Source organism: Anatilimnocola aquadivae (assembly GCF_049819085.1).
In the GTDB taxonomy this organism is placed as follows: domain Bacteria; phylum Planctomycetota; class Planctomycetia; order Pirellulales; family Pirellulaceae; genus Anatilimnocola.
On sequence record NZ_CP187419.1, the window covers coordinates 4228815 to 4245203 of the forward strand.

The 16389-nt window shown below is 56.3% G+C and carries 15 protein-coding genes and 1 tRNA gene; 13 read left to right on the plus strand and 3 right to left on the minus strand.

Annotation, left to right across the window (positions count from 1 at the left end; translation table 11 throughout):
- The first annotated feature begins 38 nt into the window (after positions 1-38).
- From NA78x_RS16765 to NA78x_RS16775, 3 genes are all read left to right on the plus strand, one after another.
- Positions 39-112, plus strand: a tRNA-Met gene (locus NA78x_RS16765).
- A 124-nt stretch (positions 113-236) separates the two neighbouring features.
- Complete coding sequence (locus NA78x_RS16770; protein ID WP_425613519.1) at positions 237-1514, plus strand: tyrosine-type recombinase/integrase; 1278 nt, start codon at positions 237-239, stop codon at positions 1512-1514.
- Between the two features lie 82 nt (positions 1515-1596).
- Positions 1597-2388 carry a hypothetical protein gene (locus tag NA78x_RS16775; protein ID WP_425613520.1) on the plus strand — a complete coding sequence of 264 codons (792 nt, stop codon included), beginning with the start codon at positions 1597-1599 and terminating at the stop codon, positions 2386-2388.
- A gap of 282 nt (positions 2389-2670) precedes the next feature.
- Here the strand turns inward: NA78x_RS16775 and NA78x_RS16780 are convergent, their stop codons facing one another.
- Both NA78x_RS16780 and NA78x_RS16785 read right to left on the minus strand, forming a co-directional pair.
- The gene (locus NA78x_RS16780; RefSeq protein ID WP_425613521.1) at positions 2671-2850 is read right to left on the minus strand and encodes a hypothetical protein; all 180 of its coding nucleotides are present in this window, start codon (positions 2848-2850) and stop codon (positions 2671-2673) included.
- A gap of 74 nt (positions 2851-2924) precedes the next feature.
- Complete coding sequence (locus tag NA78x_RS16785; RefSeq protein ID WP_425613522.1) at positions 2925-3146, minus strand: hypothetical protein; 222 nt, start codon at positions 3144-3146, stop codon at positions 2925-2927.
- A gap of 581 nt (positions 3147-3727) precedes the next feature.
- Between NA78x_RS16785 and NA78x_RS16790 the strand changes: the two genes are divergently transcribed.
- From NA78x_RS16790 to NA78x_RS16805, 4 genes are all read left to right on the plus strand, one after another.
- Positions 3728-4021, plus strand: a complete 294-nt coding sequence (locus tag NA78x_RS16790; RefSeq protein ID WP_425613523.1) for a DUF1580 domain-containing protein — start codon at positions 3728-3730, stop codon at positions 4019-4021.
- Between the two features lie 101 nt (positions 4022-4122).
- Positions 4123-6021 carry a DNA primase family protein gene (locus tag NA78x_RS16795; protein ID WP_425613524.1) on the plus strand — a complete coding sequence of 633 codons (1899 nt, stop codon included), beginning with the start codon at positions 4123-4125 and terminating at the stop codon, positions 6019-6021.
- 686 nt (positions 6022-6707) lie between these two features.
- Entirely contained in the window at positions 6708-7412 is a 705-nt protein-coding gene (locus NA78x_RS16800) for a hypothetical protein (protein WP_425613525.1), read from the plus strand.
- A gap of 149 nt (positions 7413-7561) precedes the next feature.
- Positions 7562-9199, plus strand: a complete 1638-nt coding sequence (locus tag NA78x_RS16805) for a DNA polymerase (protein WP_425613526.1) — start codon at positions 7562-7564, stop codon at positions 9197-9199.
- A gap of 381 nt (positions 9200-9580) precedes the next feature.
- Here the strand turns inward: NA78x_RS16805 and NA78x_RS16810 are convergent, their stop codons facing one another.
- Positions 9581-10888 (minus strand): DUF1501 domain-containing protein, encoded by a 1308-nt coding sequence (locus NA78x_RS16810; protein WP_425613527.1) that lies wholly within the window; start codon positions 10886-10888, stop codon positions 9581-9583.
- 363 nt (positions 10889-11251) lie between these two features.
- Between NA78x_RS16810 and NA78x_RS16815 the strand changes: the two genes are divergently transcribed.
- The 6 genes from NA78x_RS16815 to NA78x_RS16840 all read left to right on the plus strand — a co-directional run bounded on the left by NA78x_RS16815 (position 11252) and on the right by NA78x_RS16840 (position 16376).
- Positions 11252-11800, plus strand: a complete 549-nt coding sequence (locus tag NA78x_RS16815) for a hypothetical protein (RefSeq protein WP_425613528.1) — start codon at positions 11252-11254, stop codon at positions 11798-11800.
- 41 nt (positions 11801-11841) lie between these two features.
- Positions 11842-12213, plus strand: coding sequence for a DUF1257 domain-containing protein (locus NA78x_RS16820; protein WP_425613529.1), 372 nt, complete (start codon positions 11842-11844; stop codon positions 12211-12213).
- The gene (locus NA78x_RS16825) at positions 12210-12413 is read left to right on the plus strand and encodes a DUF2997 domain-containing protein (RefSeq protein WP_425613530.1); all 204 of its coding nucleotides are present in this window, start codon (positions 12210-12212) and stop codon (positions 12411-12413) included. Before NA78x_RS16820 ends, NA78x_RS16825 begins: the two co-directional genes overlap by 4 nt.
- A 340-nt stretch (positions 12414-12753) precedes the next feature.
- Positions 12754-14247: an AAA family ATPase gene (locus NA78x_RS16830; protein ID WP_425613531.1), complete on the plus strand. Its 1494-nt coding sequence runs from the start codon at positions 12754-12756 to the stop codon at positions 14245-14247.
- Between the two features lie 127 nt (positions 14248-14374).
- Positions 14375-14944, plus strand: a complete 570-nt coding sequence (locus NA78x_RS16835; protein ID WP_425613532.1) for a hypothetical protein — start codon at positions 14375-14377, stop codon at positions 14942-14944.
- Positions 14945-15434: 490 nt separating this feature from the next.
- Positions 15435-16376, plus strand: coding sequence for a hypothetical protein (locus NA78x_RS16840; protein WP_425613533.1), 942 nt, complete (start codon positions 15435-15437; stop codon positions 16374-16376).
- Positions 16377-16389: the final 13 nt, after the last annotated feature.

A 16389-nucleotide genomic window follows, 5' to 3' on the forward strand; every position in this document is an offset into this window, starting at 1 on the left:
CTTGGTCAACCGCCAGTTTACTCTCGCTAACCACATAACGCGGGGTGGAGCAGCCCGGTAGCTCGCGAGGCTCATAACCTCGAGGTCGTCGGTTCAAATCCGGCCCCCGCAACTTTTTCTTAAGTCTTTGCTGAAACAGCAGTTGCTGTTACCTGCCAACGGTTGGCAGTGCGGCTTTTTCCGAGAGCGCAAAACGGTACATACCGTTTTGTGAAACATTCGGAGGAGTTCGCACCATGCCCCGTCTCGCCACTGCGATTCCTAAATATCGCCTGCATCGCGCTTCCGGCCAAGCTGTCGTCAATCTGGGAGGCCGGGATCATTACCTCGGCCCTTATGGCACGAAATCTAGCCACCTGGAGTACGATCGACGCATCGCCGAATGGCTCGCCTCCGGGAGACAAGCACTTCATTCGGATCCGGCGGATGGCATTGTGACTTTCGTGGTCGAAGTCTGCGCCGCGTACAAACAATTCGCTGAGTCGTATTACCGCAAGAATGGTGCGATTACCAATGAAGTCACGCAGATTGTGGCCGCACTCTCTTTGGCGCAATCGATGTACGGCCGAGAGCCGGTGGCCGAGTTCGGCCCTCTGAAGCTGCAAGCGATTCAGCAGGCCATGATTGCGCGCAAGTGGTCGCGGAAGCACATCAACAAACAGATTTCTCGAATCGTGCGAGCATTCTCCTGGGCCACCTCCAAGGAAATGGTACCGGGTGGAATTGTTCAGGCTCTGCGCGAGGTTCCGGGGCTGCGTAAAGGGCGAAGTAGCGCACGCGAGACCGCGCCAATTCTGCCGGTGACCGACGAAACCGTTGAGCGGACTCTCCCACACTTGCCTGCGGTCGTAGCGGACATGGTGCGTGTCCAGCGACTAACAGGTTGCCGACCTGAAGACGTGTGCCGGCTACGTCCTTGCGATCTGGATCGAGCCGGTGATGTTTGGAGGTATACGCCTCACTCCCACAAGAACGAGCATCATGGCCGAGAGCGAACGATTTTCATCGGTCCCAAGGCCCAGGCCTTCCTGAGAACTTACTTGAATCGCCTACCCGAGGAGTATTGCTTCTCGCCGCGCGAGAGCGAGATTTTGCGGCGCAACGAACGGCGAGAGCAACGCGTGACCCCTCGCGGACGTGGAAACGGCCCGGGTACCAATCGCGTCGCAGATCCACGTCGGGTTCCGCAGAAGTCCTATACGACCGCAAGCTACCGTCGGGCTATTCATCGGGCCTGCGAAGCCACCTTCGCGATGCCAGCCAGACTACGGCGAATCGATAAGGGATTGCCGGACGCTGACCAAGAAAAACTGTCTCGTGAACGCGATGCCTGGCGAGCTGCTCATCTGTGGAGCCCGAATCAACTCCGCCACACCGCCGCTACCGAAGTTCGCAAGTTATATGGCCTTGAAGCTGCCCAAATCGTGCTTGGGCACGCCGCGGCGGACGTTACTCAGGTGTATGCTGAGCGTGATTTGGTTCGCGGCACCGAGATCATGCGTCAGATTGGCTGATTCGTGAAACGGTCCACTGAGAATTGACGCGAGGCCTGCAATGTTCTTGGATGTCAGGAATCGAGCTCCGGCAGAGTTGTACATGCCCTATGCGCTTATTCATAACTCACTTGACCAACTATGGGCCGCCGCAGAGTTGGTTCGAGTGTTGCCTCGTCGTTACGATGACGACGGCCGCATGTCGCCAGAGGATTTCCAGCGAGCTTGCGACCGCCTGATGGAATTGCTCGGAAACGTAGCGGACTATCTGACTTCCGCCCACGACCTCTTAGGAGCGGCAATACGCTGGTTTGCATTGGGAAGCGAGCAGCCGCTTCCCAGGCTCAAGTACCAAGCACTTTATCGCCATTGCGACGTGCTCCGCGCCTCAACTTATCACGAATTTGCTTACGAGTTGGCCGAGGCAGTCGTCGTAGATCTTGGCTCACAATCCAGCGCCCCTTACTCAGGGCTATCGAATTCAAAATGGACGCGATTGAAAGAGAAACAGCTACTCACTGAGTCGTTCGATCAAATTGCAAAGGACAAGTGGCACTGGCCGCTGCTGGAAGCGTATCACAAACGTCACAGGCAGTTGATTCGACGGCTTCGACGAGAGTTTCTACGAGCATGGGCACAAGGGCAATTCGAGAGGGCACCGTCTGAAGAGGTTTGTGAAGATCTTATCCTCAAAGACTCACCCGAGAAGAGGCGAAAGCCATGTTACGATCGAGATGCGTACTTCACCAAGCTAAATAAAGAAAATGGAATGAAACCGGCGGCAATCAGAGATAAATGGAATAGCAGCAGAGAGTTGCGACAAACAATTTGTTTAGACAGACCAAATCAGGTCAAACTAGCCACAGTTGTGAAGGCGCTAAAACGATTCGAATAGCCGACTCTCCCAAACTGGCCTGTGGGAGGCCAGAGCGTGAGCTGCTCGGCAAATTTCGGAAAGTGTTGTGGTTAAGAGGATTGGGTAAGCAGGGCTTCGAAGGCGGCAGGGGTGAGGTAGTCGAAAGGGAGTGGCTGCGGTCGGTATTGTTGTAGGCGAGGTAGCTGGTAATTTCCGCGCGGGCACTGCGGTTGTTGTGGTATTCGGTCATTTCGAGTTTGGTCTTGATAGTCCCGAAGCAGCATTCCATGAAGGCGTTGTCGTAGCAGTTGGCGGCGCGGCTCATTCTTTGACGGATGTCTGCTCGGCGGAGCACAGCGCGATAGGCTTGACCGGCGTACTGGCCGCCGCGATCGCTGTGGTGAATAAGATCGCGTGCTGCAATGCGTCGCGCACGAGCAGCTCGGTTATCTGCACGTCGATGGCCCAGCCGACGACGCGGCGCGAACAGAGATCAACCACGGAAGCGAGATAGGCGATGCTACTCCCTTACAGCGGCAAGTAAATGATGTCGGCGATCGCTGAATGGCCTGTAATCACCGCAATTTCAGCAGTTTGGCGAAGCGTTCAACGTGTCCAAGGACGTTGAGTTCGTAGGCGATTCGCCGCGGGCCGTAGCGGCGCTTGTGCTGCCAGAAGATGTTGCCAACCAGGGGCATCAGTTCACGATCTCGTTGTTCTTGTAAGGACTGAGTTTCGGACAGCCAGGCACAGTATCCGGCGACGCCGACTTCGAGGGTGTCGCACAACGCGCTCAAGGGAAAGGGACCAAGGAGAGTGAGTTGTTCGATGAGGGCGTACAGGCTGCATCTGGCGGCTCAAGATAGCCAACGCCTATTTTAAGATGTCCCGCTCGCGCTCGACGCGACGCAGTTCATCTTCAAGGTGAGCCACACGATCGCCCATTGTGCGGGCCGTGGGTCCAGCCTGCCGGAGGAAATCTTTTTTTCAGCAATACAAGAGATTGGGCCCGGCGAGCGCCAAGCGTTCTGCGACCGAGGTTGCCGAATGTCCGTCGAGCAACATCTGCACAGCTTCCTGCTTGAACTCTTCGGAAAGAGTACGCCGAACTCTGACTTTCTTCACGCTGACACGGGGTATCTGACGTCCTTCCTAATCCTCTCAGAATAAGATTTTGGACGGTCCACAAATAGCCGAGCACTTCACGCGCCCCTGAACGAACTGCCGAAGGCGTTTGAGCACTTATGCTCGGATAGGAAAAAAAATCTTTGAAATGTCCCCGGTTGTCCCTGATTTGTCCCCGGTGACTTGTCCCTGAAGGGCCTCATAGCATTGCGAGCGTTGGTTGTTCATTGCAACACATCGCGGAGCTTCGCTAATGATTTCACTTGACGAACAGATCCTGACCTTTTCCGAGGCGGCCGCATTGCTACCGCGCCGCCGCGCTGGCAAACCTGTACACATCTCGTGCATCTATCGCTGGACGAACTCTGGTTGCCGGGGCGTCATCCTCGAAGCAATTCAGATCGGCGGCACACGGTGCACCAGCAAAGAAGCGCTGGATCGCTTCTTCATGAGCCTAGCCGGACAACCTACTTTGAACGGCCCTAAGCCGGGCCTTTCAAATCGTCTGTTGGCCGCCGAGGCCAATTTTCAGCGACGCTCTCGTTAAAAAAAAAACGGCACGCTCTCTGTGAGCGTGCCGCTCTTAACCTCGTCGCTCCGCGTCAGGCCCTGGTAAGCAGGCGCGGATCGACATCTCAAGGATTCAATATGTCGATTTTATCGAGATCGAAACATCGTGCCAATCCCAATCAACCGCGGAAGCAGCTAATCCTGCCGGGCGTACGCATCAATCCCAGCGGTCGCTGGCTTGCGCCGTACTCGGCGGACCAAGCCGATGAGCTAGCCGCACAGCTTGCAAAGCTTGATGCCAGCGAGGTCACTGTGACCATCAGCGCGTTGCAGAAGTGGTCACGCGACTTCCGAATTCGGGCGTTCACCGCCATCCAATCGTCAGGCGTCGGGATCATCACCGTAGAGGGTAATGTTTCGATCCGGCGGACAGTCTTCGATGCCGTCCTTGAATACGTCCAGTCATATGAAGGCTTTGTCGAGAAGACCGCAATTCGCGAGGCGATCTGCGAAGCTATCGCGTTGCTCGAACCGGCGCAACACGAAGAGGCGATCAACGTTGCTCGCCAGACGTACAAGGACCAAGGTCTCAAGGCCCCGAATCTATCGTGGTTTCGTGACCGGCTTCGGAATCTGACGTTTATCGTTGACAACGGTTCCGGCGGTGATAACAGTCCACAGACCTTCGCCAGAGGTTATCTAGCAGCTCTGCGGGAAGCCGAAGACTCTGATGATGAGGACGTTCCGTGGCTGCGACGGCGCAATGGAAAATGGCTTCGATATAACGGACAGATATATCGGGAGGTGACCGACGAAGCAGTTGAATGCGACCTAGTTCAAAAGCTGCAAAGCGACACCAGCGCAGTGAAAATCACAAAACCCTTAGTCCGCGATGTGCTGCTTAACTTGCAAGCTCTTTGCATTCTGGATGACCTTCCGGAATGCGACTCAATCTTAATCAGTCGCGACTCAGCTGCAGAAGTGTCGCCGTACATAGCCTGTGCGAATGGCCTGCTAGATCTACGCCCGATTCTGGTAGGCGAGTCGGAGAGTCCCGTTCTTTACGGCTTTACGCCGCGTCACTTCTCGCCGATTCAGCTTGGCTTTGAATATCACCCGGAGGCCAAGTGCCCGGTCTATGATCAGTTCATAAACCAAGTGCTGCCGGCGCGAGACGATGGCGACCGGCGCATCCAACGGTTAGAGCAGTTCATCGCCTGGGTGCTCTCACCACCAGCACTTCGCCTGGAAAAAGCGGCGGTGCTGATTGGTAACGGCGCAAATGGCAAGTCAACTGCGCTGAATGTGTTCACTAAGTTGATAGGCGCAACGAACGTCTCTCACGTTGCTCTCCAGGACCTCGGCAATCGGTTCCGGCCCGCGCAACTCGTCGGGAAGCTGGCAAACATTTCCAACGACATGAGCCGGGTTGAGCGGTTCGAAGAAGGAACGTTTAAGCAGTTGGTGTCTGGGGATCCATTGCAGTTCGAGCGCAAGGGGCAAGACCCCGAAACAATTTACTCAAACGCCAAGCTCATCTTCGCGACGAACCATTTGCCGGCAATCAATGATCGAACCGAAGGAACTGCGCGTAAGCTGATGATCATTCCATTCCAAGAATCGTTCCCCGAAAAAAAGGCTGACAAGCTGCTCGATGCGAAACTTGCGCAGGAGCTACCAGGCATAGCCAATCGGCTCTTTCGGGCACTCGCATCACTTGTGAGAGCGCGCCGCTTCGCTGAGTGCAGCGTTTGCGCCCGCGTCGAGGCATCCTTCCGAGTAGACAATGATCCGTTCGTTCAGTTCTTCGACGAACATTGCCAAATCAACAAACTGGCTGCGATTGGATTGAAAGAGCTTTATCGCCATTACGTGCACTACTGCCTCGATAATGGCCGCCGTGCAGTGAATAGCTCTGAGTTCGCACATCGGGTCGAAGAAAAAACCGGGATGTCCACGAAGCGGCCAGGCAGTAAAGGCCCACGGCAACGTGTGCTCCCAGGAATCCAGTACGTCGATCACGTCCGACGGGACTAGATGTCCGGGACGCTGCGTGGACGCCCGAAGTGTAGCTGCCGTAAGGGCTTATCACCGTACGTCCACACGTCCTCACTGTCTTGCAAATTAAGAGAGTAGAAAAAGAAATATCCCGGTTACCACAGATAAATATTTTTCTTTCGGTAACAGCAGCAACCGTCTCCCGGCTTGGACGCAGGGACGTGCAATTCAAAGTCACAGGAAACTTCGAGGCAACTATGCTCAACCCAAGACTCCACAGTCGCCTAGTCGAACTATTTGGCCATGTTCGAATAAGCAACGAAGGAATAGCCTGCGCAACACAGACCGTCCCGGACTGGAATCGCGGCGGGCGACCGAAAGCACCTTCCTTAAGAAGTCCCGATGGACAAAATGTCGAACATTACGCCGTTGACTGCCCGGTTTGCGGTGACCAGTTTGGTCGCCTGTCAATTCACTACCTTTACGGAACGACCGCCCCAAGATCGAGACAGGCGCAGACTAACCTGCTCAAGTGCTTCAATGAAGACTGTTTTGGCGCAGACACAAGTGACTCACGGAGAAACCGAGATAAGTTGTGGTTTGACATTCGCGGTAGCAACAGATCCTTCCAGGTAGTTTCAGGTCCTAATGGCCCAAAACAGAGCACGGCACCCCGCAAAACTTTCCACTTACCGACGAATCTGGTGCCGATCGTTGGGCGAGCCGTGCCCGACAATGTCCGTGACTATGTCGAGGGCCGCAACTTTGATCCTCGCGAGTTATGGGAACGCTGGCGAGTGTACTACTGCGAATCTTGCTTCGGCTCAGGCATCCGCGACGAACGACTCGTCATCCCAATCTTTGACTTTCCCGATGACGGCAAGGTCAGCCAGAAAACCATAGTTGCAGGTTGGCAGGCCAGGCTGATCGATGATGAGCTGATCGCAGGATCCACGCCAAAGTACCTAACGGCGACAGGATTTTCTGCCGCGGCAGCAGTGTATGGCCTCACTTGGGCTGCAGCGGTTAGCGGACCAATTGTGATCTGCGAGGGAATTACTGATGTTTGGCGGCTGGGTACCAATGCCGTCGCCATCTTCGGCCGGAAGGGCAAGTTGGGGCTGGCTCAGGAGCGGGCAATTCTGACTCATGCACGAGACAGAGCCGTCGTATTCTTCTCGGACGCAGACGCGATCGAAGTGACTACCGCCAATATTCAGCCGTTTCTCAGTGCTGCTCGGAAAAGCGGCATCTCGATCCCAAAGTGTGTCGTTGCGTTGCCTCCTAAAGCACGCAAGGATCCCGGTGAGTGCAGTCGGGAAGAAGCTTGGGCATGCGTGGCAGAAGCCCTCGGAAAGCCATTGAGGAAGCTCGGCATTGACCTAACGGTCAATAAACCGCCAACGTACCCCACAGGATTGCCTCGTTAGATTCGTTTCTCATGGTGCGACTGATGAAGATGAAAGCAAGCACTTCGATACCCACCTGGCACCCATCGGATGGCCAAGTCGTCCATGACACTTTCGTGTTTCACGGAATTCCGCTTCCGCCTCGGTTCTGCTCACCGCGTAAACGCTCTATGTTTCTGCTTGCATGCGCCACCGATGGCGAAAACACGGTGACTGTTCGTAGTGATCACTTGACGCCGTTCGTAAGGCAGCACGCCCAATGCGACTGGGTAATGTTTGACTCCGTTTCTTTGCTAGAACAGCTTGACAAAGTTGTCCGTCGGGCGGGCGACGACGTCTACGCACTCGTCGATCGAAATCGTGTTTGGGATTTGAGCCTTTTATGGCGATTGCGAATGCTATGCAAGGTCGGTAAGTCCGATGCCGAACACTCCCTTCCCGAACTTCTTCGAGTCCTCAGCGCGGCACCGAGATCTGCAGTGCGGTCGTTGGGAGACCTGATTGCATGGCTGAAAGAGGAGTCGACCAAGATACTCGCCACCTACAAAATCGTGCAACGCGATATTGCTTGCCGGTTGCGACAAGCTGACGAAGCATTTCGATTTCAAGGCCGGCGTTGGATCAAGGACCAAATTGCTCACTGGGGCCCGCAAACTCATCACATTCAGATCCGCGGCGCAATCGCTCTCCAGCAAATATCGGCAGCCGGTCTGCCGATCGACGTAGCTCAAGTTCAAAAGAACTTGGCGGCCCTTCGTTCTGAGCAAGCAACGCTACTCGGCCAACTCGCAGACGAAGGCTATGTTCCCCGCGAGTCTGGGTCAGAGCAACTCCTCAGGGACCTGCTGCAACATGCGTACGCCCACCATCCGGACCTCGCACAACCCGACAGTGGGGGCGACATCTCCTTGCGTGAAGACGATCTGAAGTCGCTGGGATTACGGGAGCCATTCGTGGATGCGTATCTGCAGGAATCGAAAGTTTCGAGGCTCATCCAAGTTATGGGGAAGATGGACAAGCCGACCGTGCATACCACGTTCGACCCTCTGTTGGTCACGGGAAGATCATCCGCAAGTGGCGACATCCCGGCTCAAAGCCTGCCGCGCGACCCGCGGGTTCGGTCCTGCATATCTGCCCCTCCTGGAAAGCTCTTCGTGATCGCGGATTACGTAGCAATAGAGCTTGCGGCCCTGGCACAAGTGACCTTGGCGGGAGGTTCTCAATCCAGTCTGGCCGAGCTGTTCAACCGAGGCGTTGACATTCACCGATTCGTCGCAGGGCGGCTGTTGGGCAAGCCCACGGAAGCAGTCAATGACGCCGAACGGCAGAAGGTGAAGCCAATCAACTTTGGGGTGCCCGGCGGCATGTCGACGGCCACGCTGTGCAAATACGCTGCTAAGACTTACGACGTGACCTTAACGGAGAACCAGGCGACTGAGTGGCGGCAAAGATGGCTAGAGCTGTTCCCGGAGGTCCGTGAATATCGGTTTGATTCCCAAAACGCGAACGCTGTCTTCACATGCACAGGCAGGCTGCGATCGGAGGTGGATTACTGTGCCAGTCGCAACACCCCATTTCAGGGCTTGGCAGCTGATGGAGCAAAGTTTGCCCTGTGGAATCTCTTGCGTCAGGGCTATCTGGTACGGAACTTTGTGCATGACGAGTTTCTCGTCGAAGTCGACGCCGATTCCGACGTCGAGCTGCAGCGCAAAAAGATTTGCAAGATCCTCAGAGAAGCGATGCGCCTAGTGATCCCCGACGTGCGAATTGAAGTGAAAAGCCGCATCGCCAAGTCTTGGTCGCCATAGATGTAGGCAGATTCATATTTCTCTGAGCTCGGAGATGTCGCGGTTGGCCGCTCCAGGTGCTTGTTCATCCATTGCCGGTAATGCAGCACTTAACCGGGATAGGTACAAGACCCGCGGCGGCATCACCTTCGCAACAGCAATCACTTTGTCGTGCGACCGCTCCGCAACACTGATCGTCCTGCCAGTCCCGTGGAAGCTTTTGTCGCCCAAGCTTTACCTGAATTTTCGCCATTACTGCGTCAGAATAACATGCTCCCGGAGCGTAGCTAGCAGAGCCTCTCGTTCCTCTGCTCCTTGTGCTCGATTTCAGTGCTGACCTAACACTCGCTGCCCCTATCGGCTCTACACTTAGTGGCAAGCGGCTCCACAGCAGGGCTGGTCCTAGGTAACTGCTTCGAGTTCCGGAATCGGATTGCCGTAGGGCAAAATCGGCATTGGGCGGCCGCGGTAATCGGGATAGGCGGTTGCCATGTCGATCCCGAGGAACTTGTAGATGCTGGCTAGTAGGTCGTTGGGATCGAGCGGACGATCTTTCGGCATCTCTGAACGGTTCGTAGTCGAGCCAATCACCTGGCCAGTTTGCATTCCGCCACCAGCCACCAGAAGCGACATGCTCTCGGGCCAGTGATCGCGCCCAACATGGGTCGAGCTAGGACGAAACACCAGCTTGGGTGTGCGACCAAACTCTCCGGCAACGACGATCATTACGTTATCCTCTAGCCCACGTTGGTAAACGTCTTCGATAAGCGCGCTCACCGCCTGGTCGTAAACCGGCAACCTTGTTTGCATGTTTTTGAATATCGAACTGCCGCCGTCGCCATGATCGTCCCAAGTGAATATCCGTGGCTTAACGGTGGATAGTTCGCGCAGTTCCACAGTGACGAAGCTGCAGCCAGCCTCGACTAATCGGCGTGCGAGAAGCGCCCGCTGCCCCCATTCGTTGCGGCCATAGCGATTGCGAATGGCATCTGGCTCTTGTGAAACATCGAAGGCGCGGGCGGCTTTGTTACTGGTGAGCAAGCTGATCGCCTGGCGGTCGAATTTGTCGCCAAATCGCATCGCGCCTGCGTTATCGAGTCCACTTCGCATCCGATCGAAGCCCCGCAGCAATGTCAAGCGATCTTCGAGCCGACCAGCATAAGCAGGATCGAGCGAGAGGTTCTCGATTTTGAAATTGGGGTCATTCGGATCTCGGTCGACCACGAACGGCTCACAGTTGTGCCCCAAGTATGCACTGCCGCCCCCTTTGAGCGCCCGGGTATTCGAAATGTAGTTGGGTACACCCACGGTGCGATCCTCGCGGGCTTTTGCCACGAGTGATTCAATAGTGGGGAACTTGGAAACCGGATCACTAATGTTCAGGGGGCGACGTCCGGTAAGGAAGCGACCAGCTGCGCCTGGGTGATCGGCAACATCGTGCCTGATCGAGCGGATTAGGTTGAACTTGTCGGCGATTCGTGCATGCAGCGGCAACAATTCGCAGATGTCGAGTCCTGGTACGACCGTGGAAATCGGTTGGAGCTCGCCGCGATATTCGGCCGGTGCCTCTGGCTTCATATCGAATGTTTCCAATTGGCTCATTCCTCCTTCGAGCCACACCAGAATCACCGACGTATCCTTCGGCGTTTTACCAGCCGTTGCCGCCTGGGCCCGCAATCGCAATAGATCGCCAAGACAGAGCCCACCCATCAGCAACGAACCCGCCTGCAAGAACCCTCGGCGCGGCAAGCTTCTAGGGCAAAAACTAGTTCGTGCTGGCATCAGACGGCATCCTTACTACAGTCCGCGTTGGCTGGCGGGCAAAGCCGGAAGACGGGTCAGCGAATTCTATTCGAGTTATTGCTCATTTTCCAATCAGCAAGCTTTCGGTCAGAGGCACTATCTTACCCCGCCACTCATGAAAGGAGGTGCGCTTGCAGCTTACCACATTGGTCGTTTGTTTTTCACTGGCCTTGGCAGCTTTGGTGGTAGCCCTTGTCTGGCAGGTCCGACTGCTCAGGGCCACCCGCAGACTGCTGGGAAGGTTCCTTCTTCAAAGGAGAACAAGCACGCATGAAACGACAAGTTCTCGTGATCGGCATCGCCGCAGGCTGCGCTCTCGTCGGGTGCAGCCGAGATGAACGCCTGGCTGACCTGGCTCAGCAGGTAACGCATGAGCAGGCAGCTCAAAATGTACGGATGGCTAAGTCCTCGGAGACCGTTGCCCAGGGTAGCCGGCAACTTGTCACGGCCGACGCTCAAGCCCGTCGTGAGATGATCGGCCTACAGCACGCTCTGCGGCACGATCAAGCAGCCATTGCTGTGCAGCGGAATCGCCTAGAGGCCGAGCGACGTGAACTCGCCCAGGCTCGCTTGAGGGAGTCATTGCTCGGTAGCGGCCTAACCGCGCTGGGGATGCTATTGGCAGCGTTGTCACCCTTGGTGATCGCTGCCATCGCATTGAGCGGTCTTTGGCGAGAAACGACGAACGAAGAGGAGATTCAAGTCCTCATCCAAGAGTTCGTTCAAGATCGCAAAGCAAACCGCCCTCCTTTGTTGCTGGAGCCCGAGCTCCCCGAGACTCCCTTGCCACCTGCGGATCTGCAGCCTCCACCGTTCTAGCCCCACCGCAGCTCTCACCATCTTCACCACGAAAGGTCTCCATGTCGCATATTGTCCAGATTCAAACGCAGGTGCGTGACGGCAATGCTGTCCGCGCTGCTTGCTCGCGGCTCAAGCTGCCAGCTCCAGTCGAAGGGACTTCACTCCTGTTCAACACCTCCGTGACCGGCTTAGCCGTGCAGTTGCCCGGCTGGCGCTATCCGGCAGTCTGTCAGCTTGACAGTGGTCGGGTGCAAGTCGACACGTTCAACGGACACTGGGGCAAGCAACAAGAACTTGACCGCTTCTTGCAGGGCTATGCCGTTGAAAAAGCCAAGCTCGAAGCCCGTCGCCAAGGCTATAGCGTCCAAGAGCAGTCTTTAACCGACGGCTCGATCAAACTTACCATTCAAGTAGCAGGAGGTGTGGCTTGACCAAGCTCATCGAGGTGATCATCTCGCCGGCCGGGGAAACACATTTGGAAACCCGAGGCTTTACGGGCACAGCCTGTCGCCAAGCCAGCCTCTTTCTGGAACAGGCGTTGGGTACGAAGCTTGAGGAAAGGCTTACGCCCGAGTTCTACGCAGAAGCGACGCATCACAACCACGCAGCAACTAAGTCGGGAGCCAATTGAGGAGAACGGCTAAGCGATCAGCAGAAGGCTGGTGTGGCTTTTTCCCGCGAGCTTTCGGGGCCGGGCTTGCGCGACAGGCGGCTGAGATTTCTGCGGCCTTCGAGACGGTCCATTTTCGATTTTGGGCGCCTAACCGACGCCGGAACCCCCAAATGAGTAGAAAGCTATCCGGTAGGGGTCCAGCGTGACCTGAACCCCCTCTTCCAGGGCCAGCGATGCTCGGTTTTTCTGCGGAGCTGACTTCTCTAGCACCTCTGCCCGCGTTGCATTCTGCGACCAACGAAGGCTCCCGACAATTTGTCCGGAGTCATTTTCATTACTCGAACAAAGAAAGACTTCCATGCTTACGCAACGGCTATCCGAATTGATCCAGGCTTGCTTCACCGGCATCTGGATCGAAAGCCATGAACACGACGATGCCTTGGCAGATATCACCAGGCTCTGTCGGCAAGAGAATTGGCAACTACGAGCTTGGGATCTAGAGCAAGGCTTACACAGCCCCGGCCAAGTGCAAGTCGAGGAAGCGAGCGGGAATCTTGTTGATCCTCTAGCCGCAGTCCGTTCGGCCGGCACGCTCGCGTCGACCGACGGCACCGGGATTCTCGTGCTCAAGAATTTCCATCGCTTCCTGCAGTCGGCCGAGATCGTGCAAGCGTTGGCCAGGCAAGTCACAGCCGGTAAGCAGCTACGGACTTTTGTGGTCATTCTCTCCCCGGTCGTTCAGATCCCCATCGAGCTCGACAAATTGTTCGTGGTGGTGGAGCACTCGCTACCCGATCGCGAGCAACTGGCCGAAATTGCACGGGGTGTGGCCACCGAAGAGGGTGAATTGCCAAGTGCCCTCGAACTGGAACGCGTCATTGACGCCGCAGCCGGTCTAACCCGCTACGAAGCCGAGAACGCCTTCAGTCTTTCGTTGGTACGGCACGCGCAGATTACGCCCGAGACGCTCTGGGGCCTGAAATCACAGATGATGAAGAAAAGCGGTCTCGTGTCGCTGCATCAAAGCGAACAGGATTTTACCAGCCTCGGCGGTCTGACTGCGCTAAAGTCCTTCTGCAAGCGGGCGATGCTGCAGCCTGCACGCAACAATCCCCACAAGCGGCCGCGGGGCATTCTCTTGCTAGGAGTCCCTGGCACCGGCAAATCGCAGTTCGCCAAGTGCCTCGGCAAAGAAACCGGCCGGCCCACGTTGGTATTGGACGTGGGCGCTTTAATGGGCGGCCTTGTGGGACAAACGGAATCTAACATTCGCCAAGCACTGAAGATCGCAGACGCGATGGCGCCGTGCGTGCTTTTTCTTGACGAATGTGACAAGTCGTTGAGCGGCGTTAATGGCGCCGGGGACAGCGGTGTTTCAACCAGACTGTTCGGCACATTGCTGAGTTATCTCAGTGACAAAGAGACAGACGTGTTTGTGGTTGCGTCGGCGAATCGCATCGATCACTTGCCGCCCGAGCTAACAAGAGCTGAACGCTTCGACGGCGTGTTCTTTCTGGATCTACCCGGCAAAGATGATCGGCAGGCGATCTGGCAGCTTTATTTGCAGCAGTACGAACTCGATGCCCGCCAGAAGTTGCCGGATGATACGAACTGGACAGGTGCCGAGGTCCGTGCCTGTTGCCGTTTGGCAGCGTTACTCGATCTGCCGCTCGTACAAGCTGCCCAGAATGTCGTGCCCATTGCAGTCACTGCGGCTGAATCGGTCGACAAGCTCAGAACCTGGGCCAGCGGTAGGTGTCTTTCTGCTGAGCAGCCCGGCATCTATCAGAAGCCGGCTGCTCAAGCCGGCTCCCGTCGCCGGGTCGCGCGTTCTGATGCGTCGCAGAACTGAACCCGTCAACATGTGGGGCTGTCAATTCGTCCCCCGAACAAACTGGGGTTGGCTGGTTCCCATCCGGTTTACTCCAATGGATCGCAGCTTCGAGATTCGCGGCCCCCAGCTTCACGGGAACAGAAACATGCCCGAAATGATTTCAGCTCACATCACGCTTGGTGGCTGCGTGTTAGCCGAGCTGGTTCCGCAGCTCTGCACGCTGATCTCCCAGGAAGATCTTACGCTAGAGTGGGGTGGCAATCAGTTCTTGCCGCAGACTGCGGAAGACTTGTTGTCTGCACGACAGCCCGAACAACAGCATATCCAGTTGTTTGCCGATGAGGCCTCCTGGGGACAATTCGCAGCGCTCGAACAGTTTCTGATCGAGCAGGAGATTCCTTTCGATCGGCACCATGACGCCAAGTACGAGATCGCCAGCACCACGCTCTACTTTCGCCCCGAGTCGGGCCGCCAAGAGTACCTCACCAATGGCGACGAAGTCATCTGCGAGGTCGGTCCGCTCCGGGCACTCGCAACGAGCCTGCGCCATTTGCGTGACCAACTTAGCGGCGGCCAGATTTCGGCAGCGCAAAACATGATCGCTTCATCCATTGATCTGCTGGACGCACATCTGCCAGCGGAGGTACCGCCTCTGCCGCCCTTTGGAATCGTCGGACTGACGGCAGACAAATCGTCCAAATACCAGGAGGCGTAAGCGGCACTTTCTGGCCCTCTTTCGGAAGGGAGTTCTGTTCCGCCTGCCCCCCTCTGAACTGATCTTCTTTGCAGCAACCGATGTGTTTGGAAGTTCAGGGAACCAATGCTGAAACAGCCCATTGCTAGACCTGGGGCAGATGGGGCAAAAACAGGGTTGCTGGGGCGGAGAGTGGGGCAGCATTCCATACGGCAATTTCAGCGATTTTCTTGCGATTAAATCGATGCTGCCCCAGATGCCCCAGTCAAAATAGACATCCTCTTAAGGAATCGCAATTTTCCTTGGTGGACAGCAGAAATTTCGCTCCGAATGTACAGCCACCTTCGCGCCGAGGACTGGGGCGGGGCCGTCTGATGAGGGCTTTCAGCCCATGATTTGCCGTGCGAAAGCCCGCCCCAGACCTATGGGGCATCTGGTGGGCCCGGCCCCACCGCGCACGGACAGCCTGCCGAGCCTAATCAACATCCTTCTTTGATCTCTGGAGACCTACATGCCTACACTTCTTGATGAACCCCGCATGGCCAACACGCAGTCTGCCTCGCAGCGGTTGCGGGCGACGATGGCGGCCGTCCGGATCGCATTCACCTGGTTTGGAGTTCGCAAGTCGCTGAACACCGAACAGAAGGCCCAAGCGGCCGACACGTTTGGGGCCGAGGGATCGTTTCTGTCCGCTGGTAAGAAGCTGATCGATACTTCTCACTCGGCCTTCAAATCAGTCACGTCGGTCCGCTCCGGTATCCAGCAATACTGGCGGGCGATGACGGTTCCCTACCCGGAGCCCGGCATCCGGCTCATTCGGCGTGATGAGATTCAGATGTTCGACATCAAGCTGGCCAGTCTCAAGCAGGAGATGGAGGAAGCAGTGTCGGTGCTAGATGAGCACTATGCTGACCTCAAGGCTGCAGCTCGCCAGCGGCTGGGTAGCTTGTTCAGTGCGTCGGATTATCCCGCCACACTCGACGGTCTGTTCACGGTGGCCTGGGAATACCCGAACGTGGAGCCCCCAGCGTATCTGCAGCAGCTCTCGCCAGCCTTGTTCGAAGAAGAATCGCGACGTGTTACTGCCAGGTTCGATGAAGCGGTCGCTCTTGCTGAACAAGCCTTCACCGAAGAGTTCAGCAAGTTGGTATCGCATCTGACTGAGCGGCTCTCTGGCGGCGACGAAGGCAAGGAGAAGATCTTCCGTGACTCGGCAGTCGTGAACCTGGTCGAGTTCTTCGGCCGCTTCAAACAGCTCAACGTGCGATCCAACGCTGAGCTGGACTCTCTGGTCGAGAATGCGCAACGGATCGTGCGGAACGTAAAGCCGCAGGAACTGCGTGACAACCAGAACCTGCGACAACGTATTGCCGGGCAACTCGCCGGTGTGCAAAGCCAAGTCGAAGGGCTGCTGGTCGACAAACCGCGTCGCAACATCCTCCGTCGTAAATAGCAGGAGCGTTTTT

What these genes read in the sequence shown, in the direction of transcription:
- NA78x_RS16770 (WP_425613519.1), top strand. Translation starts at nt 237, where the DNA reads ATGCCCCGTCTCGCCACTGCGATTCCTAAATATCGCCTGCATCGCGCT.
- NA78x_RS16775 (WP_425613520.1), top strand. Translation starts at nt 1,597, where the DNA reads ATGCCCTATGCGCTTATTCATAACTCACTTGACCAACTATGGGCCGCC.
- NA78x_RS16790 (WP_425613523.1), top strand. Translation starts at nt 3,728, where the DNA reads ATGATTTCACTTGACGAACAGATCCTGACCTTTTCCGAGGCGGCCGCA.
- NA78x_RS16795 (WP_425613524.1), top strand. Translation starts at nt 4,123, where the DNA reads ATGTCGATTTTATCGAGATCGAAACATCGTGCCAATCCCAATCAACCG.
- NA78x_RS16805 (WP_425613526.1), top strand. Translation starts at nt 7,562, where the DNA reads ATGTTTCTGCTTGCATGCGCCACCGATGGCGAAAACACGGTGACTGTT.
- NA78x_RS16810 (WP_425613527.1), bottom strand. Translation starts at nt 10,888, where the DNA reads ATGGGTGGGCTCTGTCTTGGCGATCTATTGCGATTGCGGGCCCAGGCG.
- NA78x_RS16815 (WP_425613528.1), top strand. Translation starts at nt 11,252, where the DNA reads ATGAAACGACAAGTTCTCGTGATCGGCATCGCCGCAGGCTGCGCTCTC.
- NA78x_RS16820 (WP_425613529.1), top strand. Translation starts at nt 11,842, where the DNA reads ATGTCGCATATTGTCCAGATTCAAACGCAGGTGCGTGACGGCAATGCT.
- NA78x_RS16830 (WP_425613531.1), top strand. Translation starts at nt 12,754, where the DNA reads ATGCTTACGCAACGGCTATCCGAATTGATCCAGGCTTGCTTCACCGGC.
- NA78x_RS16835 (WP_425613532.1), top strand. Translation starts at nt 14,375, where the DNA reads ATGCCCGAAATGATTTCAGCTCACATCACGCTTGGTGGCTGCGTGTTA.
- NA78x_RS16840 (WP_425613533.1), top strand. Translation starts at nt 15,435, where the DNA reads ATGCCTACACTTCTTGATGAACCCCGCATGGCCAACACGCAGTCTGCC.